General features: G+C 63.7%; 26 protein-coding genes and 1 pseudogene. 21 read left to right on the top strand and 6 right to left on the bottom strand.

The features are described from left to right. Window positions 1-52: 52 nt before the first annotated feature. Entirely contained in the window at window positions 53-448 is a 396-nt protein-coding gene (locus tag AC4NN3_RS08070) for a DUF2177 family protein (protein WP_491926588.1), read from the top strand. Here AC4NN3_RS08070 and AC4NN3_RS08065 read toward each other — a convergent pair whose 3' ends face one another. Continuing rightward, window positions 449-1372: a DMT family transporter gene (locus AC4NN3_RS08065; RefSeq protein WP_491926587.1), complete on the bottom strand. Its 924-nt coding sequence runs from the start codon at window positions 1370-1372 to the stop codon at window positions 449-451. Between the two features lie 238 nt (window positions 1373-1610). On the opposite strand from AC4NN3_RS08065, the gene AC4NN3_RS08060 reads away from it, so the two are divergent. Further along, window positions 1611-2411, top strand: coding sequence for an SDR family oxidoreductase (locus AC4NN3_RS08060; protein ID WP_491926586.1), 801 nt, complete (start codon window positions 1611-1613; stop codon window positions 2409-2411). Next, window positions 2408-4297 carry an excinuclease ABC subunit UvrC gene (uvrC, locus tag AC4NN3_RS08055; RefSeq protein WP_491926585.1) on the top strand — a complete coding sequence of 630 codons (1890 nt, stop codon included), beginning with the start codon at window positions 2408-2410 and terminating at the stop codon, window positions 4295-4297. The genes AC4NN3_RS08060 and uvrC overlap by 4 nt, the downstream gene beginning before the upstream one ends. A 125-nt stretch (window positions 4298-4422) precedes the next feature. Here the strand turns inward: uvrC and AC4NN3_RS08050 are convergent, their stop codons facing one another. Continuing rightward, complete coding sequence (locus AC4NN3_RS08050; protein WP_491926584.1) at window positions 4423-4944, bottom strand: MarR family winged helix-turn-helix transcriptional regulator; 522 nt, start codon at window positions 4942-4944, stop codon at window positions 4423-4425. Between the two features lie 243 nt (window positions 4945-5187). Here AC4NN3_RS08050 and ectA point away from each other — a divergent pair, with 243 nt between their 5' ends. The 9 genes from ectA (at window position 5188) to ehuA (ending at window position 13116) form a co-directional block, all read left to right on the top strand. Continuing rightward, a complete protein-coding gene (ectA, locus tag AC4NN3_RS08045; protein WP_491926583.1) occupies window positions 5188-5739 on the top strand; it encodes a diaminobutyrate acetyltransferase in 552 nt (183 codons plus the stop codon). A gap of 41 nt (window positions 5740-5780) precedes the next feature. Next, window positions 5781-7070 carry a diaminobutyrate--2-oxoglutarate transaminase gene (ectB, locus tag AC4NN3_RS08040; protein ID WP_491926582.1) on the top strand — a complete coding sequence of 430 codons (1290 nt, stop codon included), beginning with the start codon at window positions 5781-5783 and terminating at the stop codon, window positions 7068-7070. A gap of 10 nt (window positions 7071-7080) precedes the next feature. Then, window positions 7081-7473 (top strand): ectoine synthase, encoded by a 393-nt coding sequence (locus AC4NN3_RS08035; protein ID WP_491926581.1) that lies wholly within the window; start codon window positions 7081-7083, stop codon window positions 7471-7473. Between the two features lie 43 nt (window positions 7474-7516). Continuing rightward, a complete protein-coding gene (gene thpD / locus AC4NN3_RS08030) occupies window positions 7517-8440 on the top strand; it encodes an ectoine hydroxylase (protein ID WP_491926580.1) in 924 nt (307 codons plus the stop codon). Between the two features lie 69 nt (window positions 8441-8509). Then, window positions 8510-9967: an aspartate kinase gene (locus AC4NN3_RS08025; RefSeq protein ID WP_491926579.1), complete on the top strand. Its 1458-nt coding sequence runs from the start codon at window positions 8510-8512 to the stop codon at window positions 9965-9967. Between the two features lie 67 nt (window positions 9968-10034). Next, window positions 10035-10898 carry an ectoine/hydroxyectoine ABC transporter substrate-binding protein EhuB gene (gene ehuB / locus AC4NN3_RS08020; RefSeq protein WP_491926578.1) on the top strand — a complete coding sequence of 288 codons (864 nt, stop codon included), beginning with the start codon at window positions 10035-10037 and terminating at the stop codon, window positions 10896-10898. A gap of 83 nt (window positions 10899-10981) precedes the next feature. Beyond that, window positions 10982-11653 (top strand): ectoine/hydroxyectoine ABC transporter permease subunit EhuC, encoded by a 672-nt coding sequence (gene ehuC / locus AC4NN3_RS08015; RefSeq protein ID WP_491926577.1) that lies wholly within the window; start codon window positions 10982-10984, stop codon window positions 11651-11653. 3 nt (window positions 11654-11656) lie between these two features. Beyond that, a complete protein-coding gene (ehuD, locus tag AC4NN3_RS08010; protein WP_491926576.1) occupies window positions 11657-12349 on the top strand; it encodes an ectoine/hydroxyectoine ABC transporter permease subunit EhuD in 693 nt (230 codons plus the stop codon). Beyond that, window positions 12346-13116, top strand: a complete 771-nt coding sequence (gene ehuA, locus AC4NN3_RS08005) for an ectoine/hydroxyectoine ABC transporter ATP-binding protein EhuA (protein ID WP_491926575.1) — start codon at window positions 12346-12348, stop codon at window positions 13114-13116. The genes ehuD and ehuA overlap by 4 nt, the downstream gene beginning before the upstream one ends. Before the next feature lie 202 nt (window positions 13117-13318). Here the strand turns inward: ehuA and AC4NN3_RS08000 are convergent. Next, window positions 13319-14137: pseudogene (locus AC4NN3_RS08000) on the bottom strand (sugar phosphate isomerase/epimerase family protein). 645 nt (window positions 14138-14782) lie between these two features. On the opposite strand from AC4NN3_RS08000, the gene AC4NN3_RS07995 reads away from it, so the two are divergent. From AC4NN3_RS07995 to AC4NN3_RS07960, 8 genes are all read left to right on the top strand, one after another. Continuing rightward, the gene (locus AC4NN3_RS07995) at window positions 14783-15856 is read left to right on the top strand and encodes a 3-deoxy-7-phosphoheptulonate synthase (protein ID WP_491926574.1); all 1074 of its coding nucleotides are present in this window, start codon (window positions 14783-14785) and stop codon (window positions 15854-15856) included. 110 nt (window positions 15857-15966) lie between these two features. After that, window positions 15967-16533 carry a CDP-diacylglycerol--glycerol-3-phosphate 3-phosphatidyltransferase gene (pgsA, locus tag AC4NN3_RS07990; protein WP_491926573.1) on the top strand — a complete coding sequence of 189 codons (567 nt, stop codon included), beginning with the start codon at window positions 15967-15969 and terminating at the stop codon, window positions 16531-16533. Then, window positions 16530-16781, top strand: coding sequence for a MoaD/ThiS family protein (locus tag AC4NN3_RS07985; protein WP_491926572.1), 252 nt, complete (start codon window positions 16530-16532; stop codon window positions 16779-16781). Before pgsA ends, AC4NN3_RS07985 begins: the two co-directional genes overlap by 4 nt. A 2-nt stretch (window positions 16782-16783) precedes the next feature. Then, window positions 16784-17230 (top strand): molybdenum cofactor biosynthesis protein MoaE, encoded by a 447-nt coding sequence (locus tag AC4NN3_RS07980; protein WP_491926571.1) that lies wholly within the window; start codon window positions 16784-16786, stop codon window positions 17228-17230. Window positions 17231-17344: 114 nt separating this feature from the next. Continuing rightward, on the top strand, window positions 17345-18472 hold the full coding sequence (locus AC4NN3_RS07975) for an MlaE family ABC transporter permease (RefSeq protein WP_491926570.1): 1128 nt from the start codon (window positions 17345-17347) through the stop codon (window positions 18470-18472). Between the two features lie 3 nt (window positions 18473-18475). Next, complete coding sequence (locus tag AC4NN3_RS07970; RefSeq protein ID WP_491926569.1) at window positions 18476-19261, top strand: ABC transporter ATP-binding protein; 786 nt, start codon at window positions 18476-18478, stop codon at window positions 19259-19261. A 3-nt stretch (window positions 19262-19264) separates the two neighbouring features. Continuing rightward, the gene (locus tag AC4NN3_RS07965; protein WP_491926568.1) at window positions 19265-20860 is read left to right on the top strand and encodes an MlaD family protein; all 1596 of its coding nucleotides are present in this window, start codon (window positions 19265-19267) and stop codon (window positions 20858-20860) included. Window positions 20861-20865: 5 nt separating this feature from the next. Continuing rightward, a complete protein-coding gene (locus tag AC4NN3_RS07960; RefSeq protein ID WP_491926567.1) occupies window positions 20866-21456 on the top strand; it encodes an ABC-type transport auxiliary lipoprotein family protein in 591 nt (196 codons plus the stop codon). A 63-nt stretch (window positions 21457-21519) separates the two neighbouring features. Here the strand turns inward: AC4NN3_RS07960 and AC4NN3_RS07955 are convergent, their stop codons facing one another. Beyond that, window positions 21520-22410 carry a branched-chain amino acid aminotransferase gene (locus AC4NN3_RS07955; RefSeq protein WP_193335107.1) on the bottom strand — a complete coding sequence of 297 codons (891 nt, stop codon included), beginning with the start codon at window positions 22408-22410 and terminating at the stop codon, window positions 21520-21522. 133 nt (window positions 22411-22543) lie between these two features. Here AC4NN3_RS07955 and AC4NN3_RS07950 point away from each other — a divergent pair, with 133 nt between their 5' ends. Continuing rightward, window positions 22544-23062: a MarR family winged helix-turn-helix transcriptional regulator gene (locus AC4NN3_RS07950; RefSeq protein ID WP_491926566.1), complete on the top strand. Its 519-nt coding sequence runs from the start codon at window positions 22544-22546 to the stop codon at window positions 23060-23062. Here AC4NN3_RS07950 and AC4NN3_RS07945 read toward each other — a convergent pair. Together AC4NN3_RS07945 and AC4NN3_RS07940 are read right to left on the bottom strand one after the other, a co-directional pair. Then, window positions 23059-23877: an ABC transporter permease gene (locus AC4NN3_RS07945; RefSeq protein WP_491926565.1), complete on the bottom strand. Its 819-nt coding sequence runs from the start codon at window positions 23875-23877 to the stop codon at window positions 23059-23061. The two genes, AC4NN3_RS07950 and AC4NN3_RS07945, sit on opposite strands and share 4 nt — an antisense overlap. A gap of 23 nt (window positions 23878-23900) precedes the next feature. Further along, a complete protein-coding gene (locus AC4NN3_RS07940; protein WP_491926915.1) occupies window positions 23901-24629 on the bottom strand; it encodes an ABC transporter ATP-binding protein in 729 nt (242 codons plus the stop codon). Window positions 24630-24676: the final 47 nt, after the last annotated feature.

Raw genomic sequence — 24676 nt, 5'->3', positions numbered from 1 at the left:
CCGGGCGATTGGCGCGTAGCAAGGCCAACCAACGCTGTCAGGAGCCGCCATCGTGACCAAATATCTCATCCTCTACGGCGCCTGCGCGCTGATCTTCTTCCCCCTCGATTTCGTCTGGCTGTCCACCATGGGCAAGAGCTTCTACCAGCGAGAGCTGGGCGACCTGCTGCTGCCCAATCCCAACCTCGTCATCGCCGGCCTGTTCTACCTGGCCTATCTGGTCGGCGTGGTCGCCCTGGTCGCCGCACCTGCCGAGGGCGACGTCGTCAAGGCCCTGGTCATGGGGGCCCTGCTCGGCTTTGTCGCCTATGGCACCTATGACCTGACCAACCTGTCTACCGTGCAGGGCTTTACCCCCACCGTCGCTGCCGTCGACATGGCCTGGGGTACGTTCCTTACCGGCGTCAGCGCAGCCGGCGGCGTCTGGATTTCCAGGTTTTTCGCCTGATCACTCGCGGCCGGGCAGGATCGGGCCGTCAACGATCCTGACCGCCCGGATCTGCTCGCGCGCCATGACGACCAGGCCTGCCGCCACCACGATGCCGGCGCCGACCAGCGAGATCGGGTCGATCCAGTGACCGAACACCACCAGGCTCAGCACGATCGCCCAGGGCAGGGCAAAATAGTTGAACGGCTGCACCGTGCTGGCAGGCGCCATCGACAGCGCATAGATCATCAGTCCATGCCCCAGGCAGGTGGTGACCATCATGGTCACCATCAGTGCCACATCCGGCCAGGCCATCGGCTGCCAGAAGAATACCCCCACCGCGCTCGACAGCAGCAGCCCCATGATCCCGGTATAGGCCAGGCTCGTCGCGGCGCGGTCGAACTGGCTGACCTTGCGCGTCAGCACGATATAGAGCGAATAGAGCACCGACGAGATCACCGCGAAGCCGACGCCCGCGTCGATCGGCAAACCACCCGGCCGGACGATGATCAGGGCACCGCCAAAGCCCACCACCACAGCCACAAAGCGGAATATCCCGACCTTTTCTCCCAGCAGCGGGATCGAGAACAGCGTCACCAGCAACGGATAGACCATCGAGATCGCCTGCAGCTCCCCCAGCGGCACGGTTTTCAGCGCCAGCGCGAAAAACCAGATCTCGATGATCAGCAGGCTCCCGCGCAGCACCTGCCAGCCCGGCACCTTCGAGCTCAGCGCCTGCCGCCAGCCGCCTTGGCGCAGCACCAGGAACAGTGCGAACAGGGCAAAGCCCCAATAACGCATCATCGTCACCTGAAACGGCGAATAACTCTGCACCAGATGTTTGGAAATGGCGTCCTGCACGCCGAACACCGCCACGGTGAACAGCGTCAGCGCAATGGCCCGCCCGACATTGTCGGTGCGGGTATCGATGGCAGCTATGGACATGGGACTTGTGTCGCGGCTCGAGGAATCAGTGCTGCCGCCGCTCTGTTGGCCACAGCACCTGAGCGCTACCGCAAAGCGCCCGCTTTGACCATGCCGCCCGTCAATCCAGGCTGCTGCCGCTCCCTGTCAGCACGCCCCGCCACTCTGTCCCCCACCCAGTGCCCCCTTTCCCGCGCCACCCGTTGAACAATCCTCTCAAAGCGGCCTATGGTCCGCCCCTCAGGTTCCAGTTGCCACCATGACCCATCCAGCCACGCCATCCTCCGCCCGTCCCGTCGCGCTCGTCACTGGCGCCGGCGACCGCATCGGCGCCGCCATCGCTTTGGCTTTGGCGCAGGCCGGCCATGCCGTCATCATCCATTTCCGCTCGGATGCCAGCGGCGCCGCCACCGTGCGCGACGCCATCATTGCCGGCGGGGGCACCGCCGCCGTCGCCCAGGCCGACCTCACTGACCGGGCCCAGCGCACCGGCCTTGTTGCGGCCGCTGCCCGTCCTTTCGGCCCGCTCACCACCCTGATCAACAATGCCTCCCTGTTCGAGCCCGACAGCGCCACCGACCTTGACGAAGCCCTCTGGGATCGCCACTTCGCCATTCATGCCGAAGCCCCGATCTTTCTCGCCCGCGATTTCGCCGCCCAGCTCCCGGCCAATGCGCGCGGCAATATCGTCAACATCATCGACGAGCGCGTCCTCCATCCCGCGCCGGCCTATTTCAGCTATACCCTCTCGAAATCCGTGCTCTGGACCGCTACCCGCACCCTGGCCCAGACCCTGGCGCCAGCCATCCGCGTCAATGCCATCGGCCCCGGCCCGGTCCTGCCGCATAGCCGCCAGGATCAGGCCGCCTTCGACGCCGGCATCGCCGCCCTCCCGCTGCAGACCCATGCCGGCCCGGACGACATCGCCGAGGCCGTGCTGATGCTGCTGTCCACGCCCTCCATGACCGGCCAGATGCTGGCGCTTGATGGCGGCCGCCATCTCGAATATCCCGAGCGCCGCGGCCCCACGCCCCGCCTGCCCCCGACCGAGCCGCAATGACCGACGACACGCCCATCCCCCCGAAGCCCAGCGGCCCCGCCGTCATCCGCGACTTCGTGCGCACCCTGCCCGCCGCGCCCGGCGTCTATCGCATGCTCGATGCCGAGGGCGCGGTGATGTATGTCGGCAAGGCGCGCAACCTCAAGGCCCGCGTCACCAACTATACCCGGCCCGAAGGGCTCGAAATCCGCCTGCAGCGCATGATCGCCGCGACGGTCGGCATGGAATTCGTCCGCACCGAGACCGAATCCGAAGCCCTGCTGCTCGAAGCCAATATGATCAAGCGGCTCAAGCCGCGCTTCAACGTGCTGCTGCGCGACGACAAGAGCTTCCCCTATATCCTGATCACCGGCGATCACGAGGCCCCCGAGCTGACCAAGCATCGCGGCACAAGACGCCGCCCCGGTCACTATTTCGGCCCCTTCGCCTCGGCCACCGCCGTCGCCCGCACCATTGCCAGCCTGCAAAAGGCCTTCCTGCTCCGCAACTGCTCGGACAGTTTTTACGCCGCCCGCACCCGCCCCTGCCTGCAGCACCAGATCAAGCGCTGCGCCGCCCCCTGCACCCGCGAAATCTCGCTCGAGGACTATGCCGGCCTCGTCGAAGACGCCCGCCAGTTCCTCTCCGGCAAGTCGCGCAAGGTGCGCGATCATCTCCAGGCCGAGATGACCGAGGCCGCCGAAAACCTCGATTTCGAGCGCGCCGCCCTGATCCGCGATCGTCTCGGTGCCCTGGCGCTCGTGCAGTCCCAGGGCGACGCCACCGCCAAGACCGTGGAAGAGGCCGACGTCTTTGCCATCCATCACGAGGGCGGCCAGTTCTGCGTCCAGGTCTTTTTCTTCCGCGCCTTCCAGAACTGGGGCAATTACCCCTATCGCCCGCGCGCCGATGCCAGCCTCACCGATGCCGAAGTGCTCGAGGCCTTCATCGCCCAGTTCTATGAAAACCGCACCCCGGCCCGCCTCGTCCTGCTCAGCCACGACCTGGCCGAGCCCGACCTCATGGCCGAGGCCCTGGCCAGCCGCGCCGGCCGCAAGGTGCAGATCGAAATGCCCCGGCGCGGCGAAAAGCGCGACCTGGTCAACCACGCCCTCACCAATGCCCGCGAGGCGCTCGGCCGCCAGCTCGCCGAAGGCGCCACCAATCGGAGCCTCCTCGAAGGCGTCGCCGAAACCTTCGGCCTCGACGCCGTGCCGCGCCGCATAGAGACCTATGACAATTCCCATATCTCGGGCACCAATATGGTGGGCGCCATGGTCGTGGCCGGCGAGGAGGGCTTTTCCAAGAAGCACTACCGCACCTTCAACATCAAATCCGACATCGCCGCCGGCGACGATTTCGGCATGATGCGCGAAGTGCTGACTCGCCGCTTTACCCGCCTGACCAGTGACAGCGATGCCGACGCCCAGGACCCGGCCACCGGCATGCCCGATTGGCCCGATGTGGTCTTCATCGATGGCGGCGCCGGCCAGATGAGCGCGGTGCGCGGCGTCATCGCCGAAATGAACCTGCCCAAGGAGGTGACCTTCATCGGCATTGCCAAGGGCGAGGAGCGCGATGCCGGCCGCGAAAAATTCTTCATGGAAGGCCGCGAGGCCTTCATGCTGCCCCACCGCGATCCCGTGCTTTATTATGTCCAGCGCCTGCGCGACGAAGCCCACCGCTTCGCCATCGGCACCCACCGCGCCAAGCGCAAGAAGGAGCAGATCTCCAACCCGCTCGACGAAGTCGGCGGCATCGGCCCCACCCGCAAGCGCAGCCTGCTCGCCCATTTTGGCTCCGCCAAAGCCGTCGGCCGCGCCAGCCTCACCGACCTGCAAGCCGTCCCCGGCATCTCCGCCGCCATGGCGCAACTGATCTATGATCATTTCAATCGGGCGGGGTAGGCAACCGAAACCGGCATGGCCTGACCCCGGGTGAATCAGTCCAGAATGTCAACTTGATAAGGGCCGAAATTGGAACTGGCGCAACGGGCCGGACGCCCGAAAAATCGGCGGGCCAGTGAGCCCCGTCACCGCGCGGCAGGCTGATCTTCGCCGGCCGACAGCACATCCGCCGAATCCAGCACTGCTGCGACGCCCTCGTCGTGATTGCCCAACATGGCGGCCACCCGTTCCAGTGAGGCGATGAGCATGGCCTGCTCCCAATCCTGCAGCGCCATGAACTGGCCGTGAAACTGCGCATGCGCGCCGTCGGGGGCAATGGCCAGCGCCTTCTTGCCTGCCGGAGTCAGCGATAGCCAGACCTGCCGGCGGTCCTGCTCACCTTTGCGTCGCTGCACCATGCCCATGGTTTCGAGCTTTTGCAGCAGTACGGTCGTCGTCGCCTGGCTTATCCCCATCCGCGCGGCGACATGCCCGGCCGTCTGTTCCTGATCCTCGTCCAGCATCTGCATGAAGATCAGCTGCGATGGCGTCAGGCCAGTCTCGCGCATCACTTGCTTGCCGTTGAGCTCGGTGGTGCGGAGAATCTTCCGCATGGCGGTCAAAGCGCGTTTCGTTCGATCTTCCAACTCGGCACCCATGTCGATCATCGCGCAGAGCTTAGCGGCGACCTCGGCCCGACCCAAGCTTAAACCGCAGCGCATCGGGCACATATTTAATTTGTGCTATCTAACAATATCCAGATCTTTGGCGAAATCACGGCATTTTCAGGGTGTGGATAACACGTCAAAATGCCATATATTGGGGTGTTTTGGTCATATTCGGGGCGTTACTCCAAGCGTCGCCATACTGGGCGGCTTGACAATTAGTTTGATCTCACTAAGTTTCGACTCATGATTTATGGCAAGACCGTCATCTCGGACACCGTATCCCTGCGACACGCTGACCTCCGCATGCCGGTCGCTGCCGACGGGCCTGCCGTCTGGAAACTGATCGCGGCAACGCCGTCGCTGGACAAGAACTCGCTCTACTGCAACCTTTTGCAGTGCAGCCATTTCGCCGCCACCTGCACCCTGGCAGAACGCGACGGCGCGGTCGTGGGCTGGCTGTCCGGCTATGTCCCGCCCGACCAGCCCGACACCCTCTTCGTCTGGCAGATTTGCGTCAGCGATGCGGCGCGCGGCCAGGGCCTGGCAAGGCGGATGATCGGGCAAGTGCTGGCACGCCCGGGGGCCCAGCCCATCACGCACATTGCCTGTACCATTACCGAGAACAATGCGCCCTCCTGGGCCCTGTTCGGCTCGATCGCCCGGATACTGAACGTGCCGCTGGCGCGGCAAGAGCATTTTACCCGCGCTGTACATTTCGACGGCAGCCATGACAGCGAGCTGGCTGTCACCATCGGCCCGTTCGACCGGCGCCATGTCCCCGCCCTGGCGGCCTGAACTCGCCATTCCCCCAATTCCCCTCTCAGGAGACGCGTCGCATGACCTTGACCAAAACCATTTCACCCCTGGCCACCTTTGATCGGGTCGAAAGCCGCGTGCGCTCCTATTCGCGCAGCTTTCCCAAGATGTTCAACAAGGCAGTCGGCGCCACGATCTACGATACCAATGGCCGGGCCTATACCGACTTTCTCGCCGGCTGCTCGACCCTCAACTACGGCCACAACGATCCCGACCTGAAAGCCGCGCTGATCGACTATGTCTCGGCCGACGGCATTGCCCATGGGCTGGACATGTTCACCCAGGCCAAGGAACATTTCCTGGCCGCCTTCGAGCGGCATATCCTCAAGCCGCGCCAGATGGACTATCGCGTCCAGTTCACCGGCCCCACCGGCGCCAATGCCGTGGAAGCCGCCCTCAAGCTGGCGCGCAAGGTCACCGGCCGCACCAATGTCATCTCCTTCACCAATGGCTTTCACGGCGTGACGCTGGGTGCGCTGGCCGCCACCGGCAATGGCAAGCACCGCAATGGCGCCGCCATGCCGCTGTCCGGTGTCACCCGCGCTGCCTTTGACGGCTATCATGGCCCCGACATCAACACGGCCGACCTGCTCGAGCGCCAGCTTTCCGATCCCTCGAGCGGGATCGACGCGCCCGCCGCCATCATCGTCGAGACGGTGCAGGGTGAGGGCGGCCTCAACGCCGCCTCCAAGCCGTGGCTGCAGCAGATCGAAAAAATCGCCCGCCAGCATGGCGCGCTGTTCATCATCGACGACATCCAGGCCGGCTGCGGCCGCACCGGCGGCTTCTTCTCCTTTGACGGCATGGGCCTGTCGCCCGACCTGATCACCATGGCCAAGTCGCTCTCGGGTATGGGCCTGCCGCTGGCGGTGACGCTGATCAAGCCACAGCACGATATCTGGAAGCCCGCCGAGCATAACGGCACTTTCCGCGGCAATAACCACGCCTTCATCACCGCCGCCGCCGCCATCGAGAAATTCTGGACCGATGACAGCTTTGCCAAGGCGGTCGCCGACAAGGCGGCCTATCTGGCCGATCGCCTCGGCGCCATTGCAGAAGCCCATGACCTCTCGGTCAAGGGCCGCGGCATGATGCTGGGCGTCAATGCCGGCAGCACCGAGCACGCCGCGGCGATCTGCAAGACATGCTTTGCCAATGGGCTGATCATCGAAACCTCGGGCAGCTTTGACGAAATCGTCAAGATCCTCGCCCCCCTCACCATTTCCGACCAGCAACTGGCCGCCGGTCTCGACACCCTAGAATCCGCCTTCGACGCGGTCATGGGCAGTCGTCGCCAGGCCGCCGAATAAGGATAGCACCATGATTGTCAGAGATCTGCAAACCGCCCGTACCGGTGATCGCCTGGTCAAGGCCGACGGCTGGGACAGCACCAGGCTGCTGCTGGCCGGCGACGATATGGGCTTCAGCTTCCACATCACCCGCATCCACGAGAACACCAGCCACGTCTTCCACTACAAGCACCATTTCGAGAGCGTCTACTGCATCTCGGGCGAGGGCAGCATCGAGGAACTCGATTCCGGCACAGTGCACCAGATCCGCCCCGGCGTGATGTACGCCCTCGACAAGAACGACAAGCACCGCCTGACCGCCAAGAGCGAACTGGTCATGGCCTGCTGCTTCAACCCGCCGGTCACCGGCACCGAAGTCCATCGCGCAGATGGCTCCTACGCCCCCGTGACCGAAGACGCGTAATCGCGTCCCCCATTCTACCAATTTGAAGGGAAATGACTTGACCATGTCCGCTTCCAACACCGCAATCCAGGACGATTACCCCACACGCCTGCCCGCCGAGCAATGGCTCGAACGCCAGGACCCCACGGTCTGGGGCAAGTGGAGCCCCGAGGCGCCGCTGACCCGCGCCGAAACCCTGTCTTTCGAGAAGAACGGCTATCTCGTGCTCAAGGGCGTCTTCTCTGCCGCCGAGATCGAGGCCCTGCAGGCTGAATCCACCCGCATGCGCTCGGGCGAGACCAAGCTGGCGCCGGAAAATGTCATCACCGAACCCAATTCGGACGAAGTGCGCACCGTATTCCGCCTCGACGAGCAGAACGCGCTGTTTGATCGTCTGGCGCGTGACAAGCGCGTGGCCGGCCGCGTCAGCTATCTGCTGGGCGATGACGTCTATCTCCATCAGTCGCGCCTGAACTACAAGCCGGGCTTTACCGGCAAGGAATTCTACTGGCATTCCGATTTCGAGACCTGGCACGCCGAGGACGGCATGCCGCGCATGCGGGCCATTTCCGCCTCGGTGCTGCTGACCGACAATGACGCGCTCAACGGCCCGCTGATGCTGATGCCCGGCTCGCATCAGACCTTTGTCTCCTGTGCCGGCGAGACGCCGGAGGACAACCACAAGTCCTCGCTGAAAAAGCAGGAAATCGGTGTGCCGTCGCAGGACAGCCTGTCCAAGCTGGCGGAAAAATTCGGCGTCGACTATGCCGCCGGCCGCGCCGGCACGGTGATCCTGTTCGACTGCAATACCATTCACGGGTCGAACGGCAATATCACCCCGTTCCCGCGCTCCAATGCCTTCTTTGTCTACAATGCCTGGTCCAACCGGGTGGTGGCGCCCTTTGCCGCCAAGACGCCGCGTCCGGCTTTTTTGAGTTCGCGCGATCCGCAAGCCCCCATCCAGATCGAGAGCGGTAAGCTGGTCTAGGCCGGCCGTTCCCATTCTGACCCCAAGGCACCGCCTTGCTGGCCAAACCAGCACGGCGTCGGAGACGACATGACTGAACAGACCACCGGCCATACGGTCGAAAAAATCGGCGGCACCGCGATGTCGCGCACGGCAGAACTGCTCGATACGGTCCTCATCGGCCCGCGCAGCGGCGCGGCGCTCTACAACCGCATCTTCGTCGTGTCGGCCTATGCCGGCATGACCGACAGCCTGCTCGAGCACAAGAAATCGGGCGAGCCGGGCGTCTATGGCCTGTTTGCCAGCGCCGAGGGCGGCTGGACCTGGGGCGATGCGCTCAATGCGGTGGCCGATCGCATGTATGCCCAGAACGCCGCCATCTTTGCCGATGACGGCGCGCGCCAGACGGCCAACCGCTTTGCGCAGGAGCGCGTCGAAGGCGTGCGGTCATGCCTGATCGACCTGTCGCGGCTCTGCTCGTTCGGCCATTTCCAGCTGCAGCAGCATCTGCTGACGGTGCGTGAAATGCTGGCCTCTTTGGGCGAAGCCCAATCGGCCTTCAACACCGCCATGCTGCTCACCATGGCCGGGGTCAATGCCCGCTTCGTTGACCTCACCGGCTGGCGCGAAGACGGCCAGCGCGGCCTCGACGAGGCCATCGCCCAGGCGTTCGCCGAAATCGACCTCAGCCGCGAACTGCCTATCGTCACCGGCTATGCCCAGTGCAGCGAAGTGCTGATGGGCACCTATGATCGCGGCTATAGCGAGGTGACCCTGTCGCGCGTCGCCGTTGTCACCGGCGCCAGCGAGGCCATCATCCACAAGGAGTTCCACCTCTCCTCGTCCGACCCACGCGTGGTCGGCACCGACGTGGTGCGCGTTATCGGCGAAACCAATTACGACGTGGCCGACCAGCTCTCCAATATGGGCATGGAGGCCATCCACCCGCGCGCTGCCAAGAGCCTGCGCCAGGCCGGCATCCCGCTGCGCGTCAAGAATGCCTTCGAGCCCGAGCATGACGGCACGCTGATCCGCTCGGACCTGATGGCGCGCGCCCCCCAGGTCGAGATCGTCACCGGCCTGCGCAACGTCTTTGCCTTCGAGTTCTACGATCAGGACATGGTCGGGGTGAAGGGCTATGACGCCGGCATTCTCGAAGCGCTCAAGCGCCACAGCGTCTGGATCATTTCCAAGACGTCCAATGCCAATACCATCACCCATTTTCTCAAGGGGTCGCTGCAGGCCATTCGCCGCGTCGAGGCCGATCTCAGCGCCGCCTTCCCCAATGCCGAAATCAGCCTGCGCAAAGTGTCCCTGGTCTCGGCCATCGGCCGCGATCTCGGCGGCACCGCCGTCCTGCTGCAGGCCATCCAGGCCTTGGCCGCTGCCGGAATCGAGCCGCTGGGCGTGCATGACCTGATCCGCAAGGTCGATCTGCAGGTCGTGGTCGAGCCGGCCGATTTCGAAGCCACCATCAAGGCCCTGCACAAGGGCCTGATCGAAAACTGGGCCCCGGCACAGCGCCGGACGCTGCAGGCCGTCGCCTGACCCCATGCCGGCTGATTTTCTGGGCTCCAGCCGGTAACCCCGCCCACCATCAAAGAGGAGCAACACCATGACGAAATTCGGAACAACTGCACTGATCGGCCTGTCGGCCCTTGCCGTCTCCGCATTGGCCAGCACGGCCGTCAGCGCTGCCACGCTCGCCGAGATCCAGGAATCGGGCACCATCCGCATCGCGGTGGCCAATGAAATTCCCTATGGCTATGTCGACCCCACCGGCGCCGCGCTCGGCGCTGGCCCCGACGTCGCCAAGGCGCTGATGGAACAGCTTGGCGTCGATAATATCGAGTGGGTGACCACCAATTTCTCCTCGCTCATTCCCGGCCTGCGCGCCGATCGCTTTGACATGGTCGCCGCCGAAATGGCCATCCTGCCCGACCGCTGCGGCCAGGTTCTGTTCTCCGAGCCCAACACTTCCTATGGCGAGGGCCTCTTGGTAGCCGAGGGCAATCCCAAGGACATCCACGCCTATAGCGATTTCGCCGATAATCCCGATTACAAGGTCGCCATCATGGCGGGCGCCGACCAGCTCGAAATGATGCAGAAGCTGGGCGTGTCGGAAGCCAATCTGGTGACCATCGCCTCCAATGCCGATGCCATTTCCACCGTCTCGACCGGCCGCGCCGATGCCTATGCCGCCACCAGCCTCACCGCCAGTGGCCTGGCTGAGCAGGGCCAGGGCGTCGAGGTTGCCGCCGAATTCACCGATCCGGTGATCGATGGCGAGGAAGTGCGCAGCTGGGGTGGCTTCACCTTTGCCAGCGGCAATGAAGAACTGCGCGATGCCGTGAACGAGGCCCTGGCCGAGTTCAAGCAGACGCCGGAATGGACCGAGGTCCTGTCGGGCTATGGCTTCACCCAGTCCGACATCGATGGGTCGGCCAACCGCACCACCGCAGAGCTCTGCGCCGAATAACCGACGCCAATCGAAGCTGTTTTGGGTGGGCGCTCCGGCGCCCGCCCAAAACGCGTTGCAACGCCTGAGGCAGGAAACCACCCATGCACTGGACCGACTATATAACGCCGCTGATGGAGGGCGCCTGGGTCACCATCCAGCTGACCTTCTATTCGACCATCCTCGGCGCCGTTCTTGCCTTCGCGGCGGGCATCGGCAAGCTTTCCCATAACTGGGCCATCAAGGCCGTTTCGGTGGCCTATATCGAGGTGTTCCGGGGCACCTCGCTGCTGGTCCAGCTGTTCTGGCTCTACTTCGCGCTGCCGATTGCCGGCACGGCGATGGGCATCGACCTGCGCTTGCCGCCGGTGCTCGCCGGCGTGCTGGCGCTGGGCCTTAATATCGGGGCCTATGGCGCCGAAGTGGTGCGTGGCGCCATCCAGGCCGTCCATACCGACCAGCACGAGGCCGCAAGGGCGCTCAACTTCACCCCGCGCCAGACCCTGTGGCGCGTCGTCCTGCCCCAGGCCATTCCCGAAATGATGCCCTCCTTCGGCAATCTGGCGGTGCAGAACCTCAAGGATACGGCCCTCGTTTCGCTGATCAGCCTGGGCGACCTGACCTTCCGCGCCGAGCAGATCCGCAATTTCACCCAGGACAGCACCACCATCTACACCATGCTGCTGTTCACCTATTTCGGCATGGCGCTGGTGCTCACCGCCCTCATGCGCTGGCTCGAACACGCCGTCACGCGCTGGCGCACGGTAGGAGGCTAGATCATGCTGTTTGGATTTGAATGGGACCTTTCCAGTCCCCTGGCCTTTGCCATTTCCGTGCTGCCGATCCTCTTGGTCGGCATGTGGGTCACCATCCAGGCCGCCGTGCTCGGCTTTGCCGTCGCTCTGGTGCTCGGCCTCGTCTGGGCCGTGCTCAAGGCCGCGCCGTCGCGCTTCATCGCCTGGCCGGCCACGGTGATCACCGAGTTCATCCGCGATACCCCGCTCTTGGTGCAGCTCTTCTTCCTCTATTACGTGCTGCCCGAATACGGCATCGTCCTGCCCGCCTTCATGACGGGGGCCCTGGCTTTGGGCATCCAGTACAGCGCCTATACGTCGGAGGTCTATCGCGCCGGGCTCGAGGCGGTGCCGCGCGATCAGCACGAGGCGGCGCGCGCCCTCAACCTCTCATCGGCGCGCACCTTCACCCATATCGTGGTGCCTCAGGCGGTGCCGCGCATCGTCCCGGCCATGGGCAACTACCTGGTCTCGATCATGAAGGACGTGCCGGTGCTCTCGGTGGTGACGGTGCTCGAAATGCTCAACGTCGCCAAGATCGTCGGCGACCGCACCTTCAACTATCTCATCCCGCTGTCGCTGGTCGGCGGCCTCTATCTCATCATGACGCTGGTCGCGTCGACAGGCGTGCGCCTGCTCGATGCCTGGCTGCCCAAGCAGGGGATCCCCTTGAAATGACCGATCCGATCATCAAATTCGACAAGGTCGTCAAACGCTTCGGCGACCTGACCGTGCTCAATGAACTCGACTTCGAGGTCAAGCGCGGCGAAAAGGTCTCCATCATCGGCCCCTCCGGCTCCGGCAAGTCCACCGTGCTGCGCATCCTGATGACGCTTGAAGGCATTGAGGGCGGCATGGTGACCGTGGGCGGCGAGCCGCTCTGGCACGAGCCGGGTTCTGATGGGCTCAAGCCGGCCAGCGAGTCCCATCTGCGCAAGATGCGGGCCCAGCTCGGCATGGTGTTCCAGCAATTCAACCTGTTTCCGCACATGACCGTGCTGCGCAATATCACCGAGGCCCCGGTCAAGGTGCTTGGCCTGTCCAAACAGGAAGCCCGCACCCGCGGCAAGGAACTGCTCGACATGGTGGGCCTGGCCGATCAGGCCGACAAATATCCGCACCAGCTCTCGGGCGGCCAGCAGCAGCGCGTCGGCATTGCCCGCGCTCTGGCCATGCGGCCCAATATCCTGCTGTTTGACGAGCCCACCTCGGCGCTCGATCCCGAACTGGTCGGCGAAGTGCTCACCGTCATCGGCGCCCTGGCCGAGGAGCATGACCTGACCATGCTGCTGGTGACGCACGAAATGCGTTTCGCCCGGGAAATCTCCGACCGGGTCTGCTTCTTCGATCAGGGCCGGATCCGCGAGGAGGGCACGCCCGAACAGCTCTTCACTGACCCAACCGAAGATCGCACCCGCGAATTCCTGCAGGCCGTGCTCGACTGACGCACCCGCGCAAGGCGGCAGAAACGAACCGTCCCCGGCTGTCGCTGCTGTCCGGAAAATCACACGCCTAGGTGAAGGGGGACGCTGGAACGACAGGCAAATTGGCGTTCCAGCGTCTGGAGCAGGTGGTGATCTTACTCAGATCACCCCAGGTCAATCGGTCGCCGCGATCGAGCTCTGGGCGATTGATGTGAGCAAAGGCCTATTGTGCCAGCCCCAGGGCTGCCAGGTGGGCGGCCGAGGCCTGGATCTGGGACTTGTCGCAGATCTCGATGATCAGGCGCGGGTTGGACGTGATGTCGGCGAGGCGGGCAAAGATGGCGCCCCAGTTGACATTGCCATGGCCCAGCGGCCAGTGGCGGTCGGCATAGCCGTCGGCATCCTGCAGATGAACGTGTGACAGTGCCTGCCCGGCGTCGAGGACGAACTAGTCGACCGGCGGGGCCCCGGTGGAGCCACAGGCATAGGCGGCATGGCCAGTATAGATCGACAGCGCGAAGGCGGGTGAGTTGAAGCTTTCCACCAATGTGCGGCGGTCGGCCGGATCCTTGTCCTCGATGTTCTCAAGCACGAAGACGCAGCCCTGGTTCTCGGCGCGCTTGACGGCGGCATCCAAGGTCGCGTGGGTGAGATCGAGGACACGCTGGCGCTGTTCGGGCCAGTTGTCGAGATTGTTGTGCATCCAGGTCGAATAGGGGCTGTAGATGACGATCTGCGTCACGTTGAGCGCGGCCGCGACATCGAGCGCCTGATCCATGCGCTTGGCCACCACGGTGCGGATGTCGGGGTCGGCCGAGGCCACATTGAGACCCATGAACGGGCCATGCATGCCCAGCCGACCCGCATGGCCATCAAGCAGGCGGCGGGCTTCGTCCACCACGCTCTGCCAGTCGTCGGCGAGGACCTCGGCGGGAGCAAAGTCCTGCAATTCGAGGTCACGGGGCTTTTCCAGCACCCAGTTGCGGTTGATTTCGACGTCCTTCAACGTCATGGCGGCGCCAACGATAGGCAGATCAGCCATAGTCGCGTCCTTTCCTGTCAGGCGATCGGGGCCAGCTCAGGGATTGTCAAGGACAGCCATTCCCCACTCCACCCTTATGGATGCGGCTACGGGCTTGCCGAGATACTGGCCCAAAGGCGAACGACCGCACGCAGGCCTGACGGTGCGATGGAGAAATTGTGGCGATTGCACCGCAGGACTTCGACTTCAAGCGCCAGCCTAGATGGATAGCACCACCACCTGAAACCGCGTGACACCGATCTTTCAGCAGATTGCCTTCCAGCAAATCCCGGCACCCCGAGACGGCTTCCATCCCGTTCCGTAGCCTTGCGGGGGGGCCATTGCCGTCTTGAATCCGCTCGTCTGTGCACGCCGGGTGCCAGGCGGCGCTTTCGCACGCCCACGCGCCCCGCCTGCTTGCTGCCTGCACCGGCACAGGCGGCTAAAGTATGAGTCGACAGTCCGAAAATCCCGCGCTACAAATCCACTCATGATCCGCAACGCCGCCACCTATTCGTTTTGGTATTTTAGCTATCCGCTCCCGGCGGAGGCTACCGCGCGCTTGTTCTGATCTCCCGAGATACGACCAAACCCGAAGCCAGCCGCCCCCCTTGAGGCGGCTTTTTTATTGGCCGCCTCGTCCGAAAGATCCCCGAGGAAACCGCCATGTTGAAGTCCACCGACGATCTGCGCATCAGCGCCATCAAGGAGCTCACCACCCCCATCGAGGTGATGCGCCAGCACCCGCGCACCGACGCTGCCACCCGCACCGTCATCAGCGCCCGCCACGCCTTCCACAATATCCTGAGTGGCGCCGATGACCGCCTCGCGGTCGTCGTCGGCCCTTGCTCCATCCACGATCCCGCCGCAGCGCTCGATTATGCCAACCGCCTTCTGACGCTGCGCGAGACCCTGGGCGACCGGCTCGAGATCATCATGCGCGTCTATTTCGAAAAGCCCCGCACCACCGTCGGCTGGAAGGGCCTGATCAACGACCCCAATCTCGATGGCAGCTTCGACATCGATGCCGGCCTGCATACCGCCCGCGCTCTTCTGCTCGACATCGCCAATCTTGGCCTGCCCGCCGCCTGCGAATTCCTCGACATGACCACCCCGCAATATATCGCCGACCTCGTCAGTTGGGCGGCCATCGGCGCCCGCACCACCGAAAGCCAGATCCACCGCGAACTGGCCTCCGGCCTGTCCTGCCCGGTCGGCTTCAAGAACGGCACCGACGGCAATGTCCGCATCGCGCTGGACGCCGTCGCCTCGGCCAGCCAGCCGCACCATTTCCTCGCCGTCACCAAATCCGGCCGCTCGGCCATCGCCCAGACCACCGGCAATGCCGATTGCCACATCATCCTGCGCGGCGGCAAAGCCCCGAACTACGACGCTTCCAGCGTCGAGGCCGCCGCCGCTGCTGCGGCCAAGGCCGGCCTGCCCGCCGCCATCATGGTCGATGCCAGCCACGCCAATTCGTCCAAGAACCCCGAAAACCAGCCCCTCGTACTGGCCGATATCGGCACGCAGCTGGCCAATGGCGATCGCCGCATCATCGGCGTCATGGTCGAATCCAACCTCGTCGCCGGCCGCCAGGATCTGGTGGTGGGCCAGCCTCTCACCTATGGCCAGTCCATCACCGATGGCTGCATCGACTGGGACACCACCGTGACCACGCTGACCGCCCTGGCCGATGCCGTCACCGCCCGCCGCGCCGCCACCCGGCAGGCCGTGGCCTGAAGCGTTCGCGACGACAGCCACCCGCCCCCGGCCCGGGGGCGGGTAAAATGCCCGTCAGCACACCGCATGGGGCCCTTGACCCCTCCCCAGCAATTCTGTTCAGTCCCCCCATGGCCAAGAACCCTTTGCTGCTCGTCCCCAATATCATCACCATCGCCCGCATCCTGGCGATCATCCCGATTGCCTGGCTCGTCATGGATGGCGACCTGACCCTGCGTATCTTCGCCTTGGTGCTGTTTGTGCTGGCCGCCGCCAGCGACTGGCTCGACGGCTATCTGGCCCGCGCCTGGAATCAGTATTCCCCACTTGGCCGCATGCTCGATCCCATCGCCGACAAGCTGCTGGTCGGCATCCTGATCGCAGTCTTGGCCTGGGATGGCAGCTTTTCCGGCCTCGACATGATCCCCGCCTGCGCCATCCTGTTCCGCGAATTCTTCATCCCAGGCCTGCGCGAATTCCTCGGCAATACCCAGGTCGTGTTGCCAGTCAGCCAGCTGGCCAAGTGGAAGACCACGATCCAGCTGGTGGCGCTGGCCGTCGTCCTGTTCGAGCGCATCGTCCCCGGCTTCGGCCTGCTCAGCGATGGGCTGCTGTGGCTGGCCGGCGCCCTGACCCTCTGGACCGGCTGGCAATATCTGGCCGCCAGCTGGCCGCATCTGTCGGGCAATGCCAAGTGAAGATTCTCTACTTCGCCTGGCTGCGCGAACGCCTCAACCGCGGCAGCGAAGAGGTCACCCCGCCTGCCTCTGTCGTCACCATTGCCGATCTCATCGACTGGCTCGCAGACCGCGACGAGGCTTTCGCCCTGGCTGTCGCCAAGCGCAGCCTGATCCGATCGGCGCGTGATGCCCGGCTGGTACCCCATGACACCCCCATTGCCGGCGCGAGTATCATCGCCTTCTTCCCGCCCATGACGGGGGGCTGAGCATGCCCGTCCGCATCACTACCGACCACTTCGATCCGGGCGCCGAGGCTAATGCCTTCATCGCCGCCGCTGGTGGCGCCGGTGCCGTGGTCACCTTTACCGGCTTGGTCCGCTCCACCCCGGAGGCGCCCGTCACCACACTGATGCTCGAATGCTACCCCGAGCTGGCCGACAATCAGCTGCAGGCCCTTGTCGACGACGCCACCACCCGCTTTGACCTGCTGGCAGCTACGGTTATCCATCGTTACGGCGCCCTGGCCGCCGGCGAGCCCATCGTCCAGGTCATGACGCTGTCGGCCCACCGCGCTGCGGCATTCGCGGGCGCCGAATTCCTCATGGATTACCTCAAGACCGACGCCCCCTTCTGGAAGCAGGAGACCGGGCCGGAGGGCAGCCACTGGGTCGCGGCACACGCCTCTGATGACCATGCCAGGACCCGCTGGAAATAACCCCATGCCGGCAGCGAACCAATCTCCCATTGACGCGTTAGTCCTTCACCACTGTCCCAAATGTGGCCAGAACATGCTATCAGCATGGCGTTCAAAGCGGCATTTGCAGGTCTGATGGGTCAATATATCGAGTATCTGGCGCAGCAGGGCGCGGATCAGCCAATCCGCTGCTCTGGGGATTGGATCTCCGGCAATGCACGCGCCCTCGAAGACGAGGTCGCCGACCTGGCCGCCACATTGTCCAAAAATGCCAGTTCAACCATAGACATAAGCGGCATCGGCGCCCTGGACACCACGGGCGCCTGGCTGTTGACCCAGTTGCCTCGTGGCGAGGGCGAAAAAGCCGGCCAATGGGTCGGCGGCTCCGACAAACACATGACCCTGCTGGAACGAATCAGCGCCTATGCGCCGGTCGAGCCCCCGCCCCCGCCGCACGAAAACCGTTTCCTCGCTCCCTTGGTCGGCGTCGGCGGCTTTGTCATGGGCGCCGCCGACGATGTCTTTGCTGTCAATTTCACCCAGGGCCGCCTGCTGGCCGCGCTCGGCCACACCGTAACCGGCAGCGCGCCCTTGCGCCTTGCCAGTTTCGTGCAGCAGTTCGAGCAGATCATCCTGCGCGCCATCCCGATTGTCGCCCTGATCTCGCTGGTCGTCGGCGCCATCATCACCCAGCAGACCATCCTGCAACTGCGCAATTTTGGCGCCACCATTCTGGTGGTCGATCTGGCGGCCATCCTGATGTTCCGCGAGATCGGCGTGCTGTTGGCCGCCATCATGGTGGCTGGCCGCTCCGGCTCGGCCATCACCGCCGAAATCGGCTCGATGCGCATCCGCGAGGAATTCGACGCCCTGCGCGTCATGGGCGTTGATCCCTATCAGGCCCTCATGCTGCCGCGCACCCTGGCGCTGGTCATCGGTCTGCCCTTGTTGGCCTTTATCGGTTCCATGGCGGGCCTGGCCGGCGCCATTCTGGTCGCCAAGGCCTATGGCAATATTCCCATCGACGTCTTCATCCTGCGCCTGCGCGACGCCATGAGTATGACCAGTCTGTCGGTCGGCCTGATCAAGGCGCCCTTCATGGGCCTGCTGGTGGCCCTGCTGGCCTCGGTCGAAGGCATGAAGGTGCGCGGCTCCTCGGAGTCACTGGGCCGCCGCACCACCTCGTCCGTGGTCAAGTCCATCTTCGTGGTCATCGTGGCCGACGGCCTGTTCGCCATCTTCTTTGCGGCGATCGGATTCTAGCCCATGAACGATACCGCTCCCGCTTCCTCACCTAGCGCCCCGGCCATGACAGTCGATGATCTGGCCGTCAGCTTTGGCCCGGTCACCGTCATCGACGGACTGAGCTTTGAGCTGCGCAGTGGCGAGATTCTCGGCCTGATCGGCCCCTCCGGTTCCGGCAAGACCGTTACCATGCGGGCCATGGCCGGGCTGATTCCGCATCAGCGCGGCGAAATCACCGTTTTTGGCCGGCCTTTTTCCGGCCTTAAGCCGCGCGAGCGTGAACTGCTGCGCCGCGACTGGGGCGTGCTGTTCCAGCAGGGCGCGCTGTTCTCCTCGCTCAATGTGCTCGAAAATATCGAGTTCCCCATGCGCGAGCATCTCGACATGTCGCCGCGTCTGCGCCGCGACATTGCCCGCATGAAGATTGATCTGGTCGGCCTGCCGGCCTCGGCGGCTTACACCTTCCCCACCGAATTGTCCGGTGGCATGATCAAGCGTGCGGCTCTGGCACGCGCTTTGGCCCTCGATCCGAAAATTCTGTTTCTTGATGAACCCACTGCTGGCCTTGATCCGATTGGCGCGGGCAAATTCGACGAGTTGATCGTCACGCTGAGCAATACCCTGGGGCTTTCGGTACTGATGGTTACCCACGATCTGGATAGTCTTGAAGTGGCCTGCGACCGCATCGTCGCGCTGGCGGACGGCAAGTTGCTCAAGGCCGGTACGCTGAGCGAAATGCGTGCTGCCTCCGAGCCCTGGCTCAGGGAATATTTCCACGGCCCCCGCGCCCACAACACCGAAGGCTGACCCATGGAAAACAAGGCAAATTACGCTATCGTCGGCGCCATCGCCATTGCCGTCCTGGTGGCCATGTTCGGTTTCGTTTACTGGTTCGCCGGTCCCTCGAGCAATATCGAGACACGGGAATATGAGGTGATCTTCACCGGCACCGTATCCGGTCTCAGCCCCAGTACCGAGGTCCAGTTCAACGGCATCAAGATCGGCCAGGTCAGGACCGTCCATCTCGATCCTGCCGATATCAATCGCGTCATTGCGCGCATCGAAATCGACGCCTCCATTCCCATAAAGGCCAATACCACGGCGCTGATGGGCTTTCAGGGCCTGACGGGCGTGGGCTCGTTGCAGCTGTCCGGCGGCTCCGCTGACGCCGGCCCGCCGACCACCGAGCCGGGCCGCGACGTCCCCACGCTCTACGCCAAGGTCTCCGATTTCCAGTCCATCCTGGATGGTCTGTCGACTACCATCAACGGCACCGCCACCGCCGTCGACCGTCTCAATGGCTTCCTCGACGCCAATGACGAAAAGCTCAACCAGACCATCAGCAACGTCACCACCTTCACCGATGCACTGGCTGCCAATGCCGAGGGCGTCCAAGACGCCTTGGCCACGATTGCCGAGGCCGGCCAGCAGGTGGGGCCGATGGCCGAGCAGATCGGCGCGCTGTCAACCAAGCTGGGCGAACTGGCCGATTCCATTCCGCCTGAACGGGTCACGCAGGTTGTCGACAACATCGCCTCGTTCAGCGACACCCTGTCGCGTAATGCCGGCAAGGTCGATGCGTTCTTTGATGCTGCCTCGACCCTCTCGGGTGACCTGACCACGATGAGCGCATCGCTGTCGGGCAGCGTGGAGCGGATTGACGCCGTGACCGCCGCCATCGACCCCGAGGCGGTCAGCCGCATCGTTGCCAATGTCGATGACGTGTCGGGCAAGGTTGGCGGGCTGACCACGCAGTTGCAGGGTATTCTCGACTCTGTACCGCCTGAAAAAGTCGCCAACGTCGTGGCCGACGTGTCCACTTTTACCGACAGCCTGGCGCGCAATGCCGAAGAAATCGACAGCCTCTTCGCGGCTACCGGCACCCTGTCGGAAGGCATTACCACCATGGTGAAAAACCTCGACCCGGCAGTGCTCAAGATCAATCAGGTCGCCGCCGAGATCGACCCGCAGTTGATCAACCGCGTGCTGGGCAATGTTGACCAGTTTACCACCAAGCTTGGCGACAAGTCCGACGATGTCGACGTCATCGTCGATAATTTGAACACGGTGTCATCGTCCCTGGTCGGCTCGGCCGGCAAGGTTGACGAAATTCTCGCCAAGGTTGACAGCTCGGTCACCAATGCGGAAGGCGAAGGCGTCTTTGAGCAGATCAGCGCTGCCGCCATTTCGATCCGCGAACTGGCCGACCAGCTCAATGTCAGCACGGCCGGCATCGCCGCTGGCCTGAACAATTTCACGTCCAATGGCTTGCCTGGCTATGCCTCGCTGGCCCAGGAAGCGCGGGCGACGCTACAGCGGCTCGACCGCGTAGTGCGCAACCTTGAGAGCAATCCTCAGGGCCTGATCTTTGGCGGCGATACCGTTCGCGAATACAACAAGAGGTAGGACCGATGGCCACCACACGACGCGCATTCATGGTCTTTGGGGCTTCGACGCTGGCGCTTGGCCTGGCCGGTTGTCTCGCCGCCACCCCGCCCGTCACCTATGATCTGACCAGTGCCAGCAAGGTGCCGATGCGCCGACAGTCGTCGCGAGTGGTGGTGATCACCCTGCCCGTGGCTGTGCAGACCTACGACACCCAGCGGGTCGTCGTACGGGACGTGGGCAATGTGCTGAGCTATCTGCCGGACGCCCAACTGTCGGACACCCTGCCCCGGCTGGTGCAGACCCGGCTGCTGCAGACCTTCCAGGCGTCCAACTTTCCCAATATTGGCCGCCCCGACGACCAGCTGAGCGTCGACGTCACCTTGGCAACAGACCTGCAGGCCTTCGAGATCGATGCCAGCAATGGCAACCTGGCCACCGTTACCATCAATGCCAAGCTGGTCGACGAACGACGCGGCCTGATCTTCGCCAGCCGGAGCTTTTCGGCGACGCAGCCATCCACGACCGAGCCGGCGGCAGCCGCCATTAGCGGACTCGATATCGCCCTGCGCCAGGTCATGGCCGAGATCCTGCTCTGGACTGCCCAGACTGCCTGATCCGCTCAACGTCCACAAAAAAGCCGGGCCCTGGGCCCGGCTTTTGCATCCAGGCGGCGATGGTTATTCAGCAGCGGCGCGCTTGGGCTGCACTTCCGCCGAATAGGCATCGATCAGCGTACGGCAGCCATCGCCCGGCGTGAATTTGTAATCCCCGATGACACTGACCGGCGTAACCTCCGCGGCTGTGCCCGTCAGGAAACATTCGTCGAATTGGCTCAGCTCTTCCGGCATGATGTGACGTTCGGTCACCGTATAGCCATTGCGCTTGGCCAGCTCGATCAAGGTCTGCCGGGTAATGCCGTTGAGGAAGCAGTCGGGTGTCGGCGTGGTGATGTCCTTGCCCTTGATGAAGAACACATTAGCGCCGGTGGCTTCCGCCACATAACCCCGATAGTCCAGCATCAGCGCATCGGCATAGCCATTGGCCATGGCCGCGTCCTTGCTCAGCGTGCAGATCATGTAGAGACCGGCAGCCTTGGCCGAGGACGGAATCGTCTCCGGCGACGGGCGCTTCCACTTGCTCCATTCGAGGCGAATGCCCTTGAGCTTTTCTTCGACCGAGAAATAGCTCGGCCAGATCCAGGCCGCGATGGCCAGATGCACGGTATTGTTGCGCGCCGGCACGCTCAGCTCTTCCGAACCGCGCCAGGCTACTGGACGCACATAGGCATCGACCAGGCCATTCTTGTCGAGCACGGCACGCTTGGCCTCCTCGATCTGGTCCACCGACCAGGGCATCGGCATGTCCAGCGTCGCGGCCGAACGGATCAGCCGCTCGGAATGCTCGCGCGACTTGAAGATCTCGCCGCCATAGGCGCGCTCACCTTCAAACACCGAGCTGGCATAGTGCAACCCATGCGTCAGCACATGGATCTTTGCGTCTTTCCAAGGTTTGAACTCGCCATCAAACCAGATCCAGCCTTCACGCTGGTCCATCGGCACGCCGGCCATCCTCGTCTCCCGAATATGCTTGCAGACACCGCCTCGGCTGCCTGTTTGGCAACAATCATGCCCCACCTCCGGGGCCTTGGCAAACCGCAAAGGCTGAGGGATAAGACAGCAACGGCGTCCTGATGGGAAGACAATGGCAGCGTACGAAAACAATGTCAACAAAGCTGACATAAATTACGCTGGGCCCGACGGGCAGGCCCTTCCCCTCGACATCATGGGACTGTTCTTTTTCGCCTATCGCGATTTTACGGGCGACGCCGACGCCATGCTGGACCACCAGGGCTTTGGCCGCGCCCACCACCGCGTGCTCTATTTCGTCAATCTGCGTCCCGGCATGCCGGTGGCCGATCTGCTCGACATTCTCAAGATCACCAAGCAGAGCCTCGCCCGCGTCCTGCGCCAGCTGATCGACAATGGCTATGTCGAGCAGAAGACCGGCCGCTCCGACCGCCGCCAGCGCCTGCTATTTGCCACCGACAAGGGGCGCCAGTTCTTCGGCACCCTGTCGGCGACCCAGGCCAGTCGCATCAACCAGGCGATTGCCACCCTGCCGCCGGAATCGCGCGGCATTGTCACCCGTTTCCTCGCGGGCATGGTAGATCCGGCCGACCAGACCACACTTGCGCGCCTGAACCTGGTCACCGGCGACTAATTGCTCATCGTGGAACGGTGTGCCCAGCCGGTCATGCGCTTTTCCAGCCACGCCATCAGTGCGTACATGGCGATGCCCTCGATGGCGAGCATCATCAGTCCGGCAAACACCAGCGGCACATTGAACTGGCTTTGCGCCGAGCTCATCATGTTGCCCAGCCCCGAATTGGATGCCACCGATTCCGACACCACCGAGCCGACAAAGGCCAGCGTGATGGCGATCTTCAGCGAGCCGAAGAAATAGGGCATGGAGCGTGGAATGCCGACCTTGAGCATGATGTCGAGCTTTTTGGCGCCCAGGGCGCGCAGCACGTCCTCGGTCTCGGGCTCGATCGTGGCAAGCCCGGTCGCAACATTGACCACGATGGGAAAGAACGAGATCAGAAAGGCCGTCAGCACAGCGGGCACCGTGCCGATGCCGAACCAGATCACCAGGATCGGAACGAGCGCCACCTTGGGAATGGCGTTGAACCCGATCATGATCGGATAGAGCCCGGCATAGATGGACTTGGACCAGCCCACGAACAGACCCAGCCCTAGTCCGGCAACCACCGCCAGCAGAAAGCCCAGCACGGTCGTGTACAGCGTCTGCAGCGAGTTCTTCCAGATCGGCGACCAGTACTGCACGATCGCCTCGGCAATCCGGCTCGGCGCCGGCAGCACGGTCTGGGAAATCCCCATCGACCGCACGACGACCTCCCACACCAGGAACAGGCCTATCGTATAGAGCCACGGCGCCAGCAGCAGCCAGTTGACCACAAAACCCTTTGGTGGCGGCAGCACGGAATCGGCAACGACACTTTCCACCCCGGTCATGCTGCCGCCCTCGCATTGGCGATCTAGCCATGCAGTGCCTGCACCATGTCGTTGAAGGCGCTATCATACATGAGGTCGAGCTGCCGCGGCCGAGCGAACGGCACCACATGCTCTGCAACCACCCTCCCGGGCCGGGCACTCATGACCATCACCTTGTCAGCCAGGAACACCGACTCGCGCAGATCATGGGTCACCAGCACAATGGTCACATCCTGCGCCGCATGCAGGTCGCGGATGACGCACCACAACTCTTCACGGGTAAAGGCATCCAGCGCCCCAAAGGGCTCATCCAGCATCAACAGTTCGGGCTCGTGGATCAGCGCCCGGCACAGATTGGCGCGCTGCTGCATGCCACCCGATAATTGCCAGGGAAACTTGTCACCAAACCCCTTGAGCCCGACGGTCTCGAGCAGCCCTTCAGCTTTTGCGACATACTCGGCCTTGTTGGCCCGCAACCGGTGCCGATGCTTCTCGACGATCTCCAGGGGCAGCAAGATATTGTCCAGTGTCGTCCGCCAGGGCAGCATGGTCGGGTTTTGAAACGCCATGCCCACAATCGACACCGGCTTGGTCACCTGGCTGCCCGCTACGATGACCGTGCCTTGCTGGGGAATATGCAGGCCGGTGACCAGCTTCATCAGCGTCGACTTGCCACAACCAGACGGGCCCACCACGGCGACGAAGTCGCCGCGCTCGATCCGCATATTGAGCCCACTGACAGCCAGCGTGCCGCCCGGCCCGCCATAGCGCATGTCCACATTGTCGATACTGACGAGAGCCATCCTGCCTCCGCTGAATA

This window comes from Devosia sp. MDV22-iso42, assembly GCF_058629155.1.
This window is presented reverse-complemented; position numbering and strand designations above follow the sequence as displayed.

What these genes read in the sequence shown, in the direction of transcription:
- AC4NN3_RS08065 (WP_491926587.1), bottom strand. Translation starts at nt 1,372, where the DNA reads ATGTCCATAGCTGCCATCGATACCCGCACCGACAATGTCGGGCGGGCC.
- AC4NN3_RS08060 (WP_491926586.1), top strand. Translation starts at nt 1,611, where the DNA reads ATGACCCATCCAGCCACGCCATCCTCCGCCCGTCCCGTCGCGCTCGTC.
- uvrC (WP_491926585.1), top strand. Translation starts at nt 2,408, where the DNA reads ATGACCGACGACACGCCCATCCCCCCGAAGCCCAGCGGCCCCGCCGTC.
- AC4NN3_RS08050 (WP_491926584.1), bottom strand. Translation starts at nt 4,944, where the DNA reads ATGATCGACATGGGTGCCGAGTTGGAAGATCGAACGAAACGCGCTTTG.
- ectA (WP_491926583.1), top strand. Translation starts at nt 5,188, where the DNA reads ATGATTTATGGCAAGACCGTCATCTCGGACACCGTATCCCTGCGACAC.
- ectB (WP_491926582.1), top strand. Translation starts at nt 5,781, where the DNA reads ATGACCTTGACCAAAACCATTTCACCCCTGGCCACCTTTGATCGGGTC.
- AC4NN3_RS08035 (WP_491926581.1), top strand. Translation starts at nt 7,081, where the DNA reads ATGATTGTCAGAGATCTGCAAACCGCCCGTACCGGTGATCGCCTGGTC.
- thpD (WP_491926580.1), top strand. Translation starts at nt 7,517, where the DNA reads ATGTCCGCTTCCAACACCGCAATCCAGGACGATTACCCCACACGCCTG.
- AC4NN3_RS08025 (WP_491926579.1), top strand. Translation starts at nt 8,510, where the DNA reads ATGACTGAACAGACCACCGGCCATACGGTCGAAAAAATCGGCGGCACC.
- ehuB (WP_491926578.1), top strand. Translation starts at nt 10,035, where the DNA reads ATGACGAAATTCGGAACAACTGCACTGATCGGCCTGTCGGCCCTTGCC.
- ehuC (WP_491926577.1), top strand. Translation starts at nt 10,982, where the DNA reads ATGCACTGGACCGACTATATAACGCCGCTGATGGAGGGCGCCTGGGTC.
- ehuD (WP_491926576.1), top strand. Translation starts at nt 11,657, where the DNA reads ATGCTGTTTGGATTTGAATGGGACCTTTCCAGTCCCCTGGCCTTTGCC.
- ehuA (WP_491926575.1), top strand. Translation starts at nt 12,346, where the DNA reads ATGACCGATCCGATCATCAAATTCGACAAGGTCGTCAAACGCTTCGGC.
- AC4NN3_RS07995 (WP_491926574.1), top strand. Translation starts at nt 14,783, where the DNA reads ATGTTGAAGTCCACCGACGATCTGCGCATCAGCGCCATCAAGGAGCTC.
- pgsA (WP_491926573.1), top strand. Translation starts at nt 15,967, where the DNA reads ATGGCCAAGAACCCTTTGCTGCTCGTCCCCAATATCATCACCATCGCC.
- AC4NN3_RS07980 (WP_491926571.1), top strand. Translation starts at nt 16,784, where the DNA reads ATGCCCGTCCGCATCACTACCGACCACTTCGATCCGGGCGCCGAGGCT.
- AC4NN3_RS07975 (WP_491926570.1), top strand. Translation starts at nt 17,345, where the DNA reads ATGGGTCAATATATCGAGTATCTGGCGCAGCAGGGCGCGGATCAGCCA.
- AC4NN3_RS07970 (WP_491926569.1), top strand. Translation starts at nt 18,476, where the DNA reads ATGAACGATACCGCTCCCGCTTCCTCACCTAGCGCCCCGGCCATGACA.
- AC4NN3_RS07965 (WP_491926568.1), top strand. Translation starts at nt 19,265, where the DNA reads ATGGAAAACAAGGCAAATTACGCTATCGTCGGCGCCATCGCCATTGCC.
- AC4NN3_RS07960 (WP_491926567.1), top strand. Translation starts at nt 20,866, where the DNA reads ATGGCCACCACACGACGCGCATTCATGGTCTTTGGGGCTTCGACGCTG.
- AC4NN3_RS07955 (WP_193335107.1), bottom strand. Translation starts at nt 22,410, where the DNA reads ATGGCCGGCGTGCCGATGGACCAGCGTGAAGGCTGGATCTGGTTTGAT.
- AC4NN3_RS07950 (WP_491926566.1), top strand. Translation starts at nt 22,544, where the DNA reads ATGGCAGCGTACGAAAACAATGTCAACAAAGCTGACATAAATTACGCT.
- AC4NN3_RS07945 (WP_491926565.1), bottom strand. Translation starts at nt 23,877, where the DNA reads ATGACCGGGGTGGAAAGTGTCGTTGCCGATTCCGTGCTGCCGCCACCA.
- AC4NN3_RS07940 (WP_491926915.1), bottom strand. Translation starts at nt 24,629, where the DNA reads ATGCGCTATGGCGGGCCGGGCGGCACGCTGGCTGTCAGTGGGCTCAAT.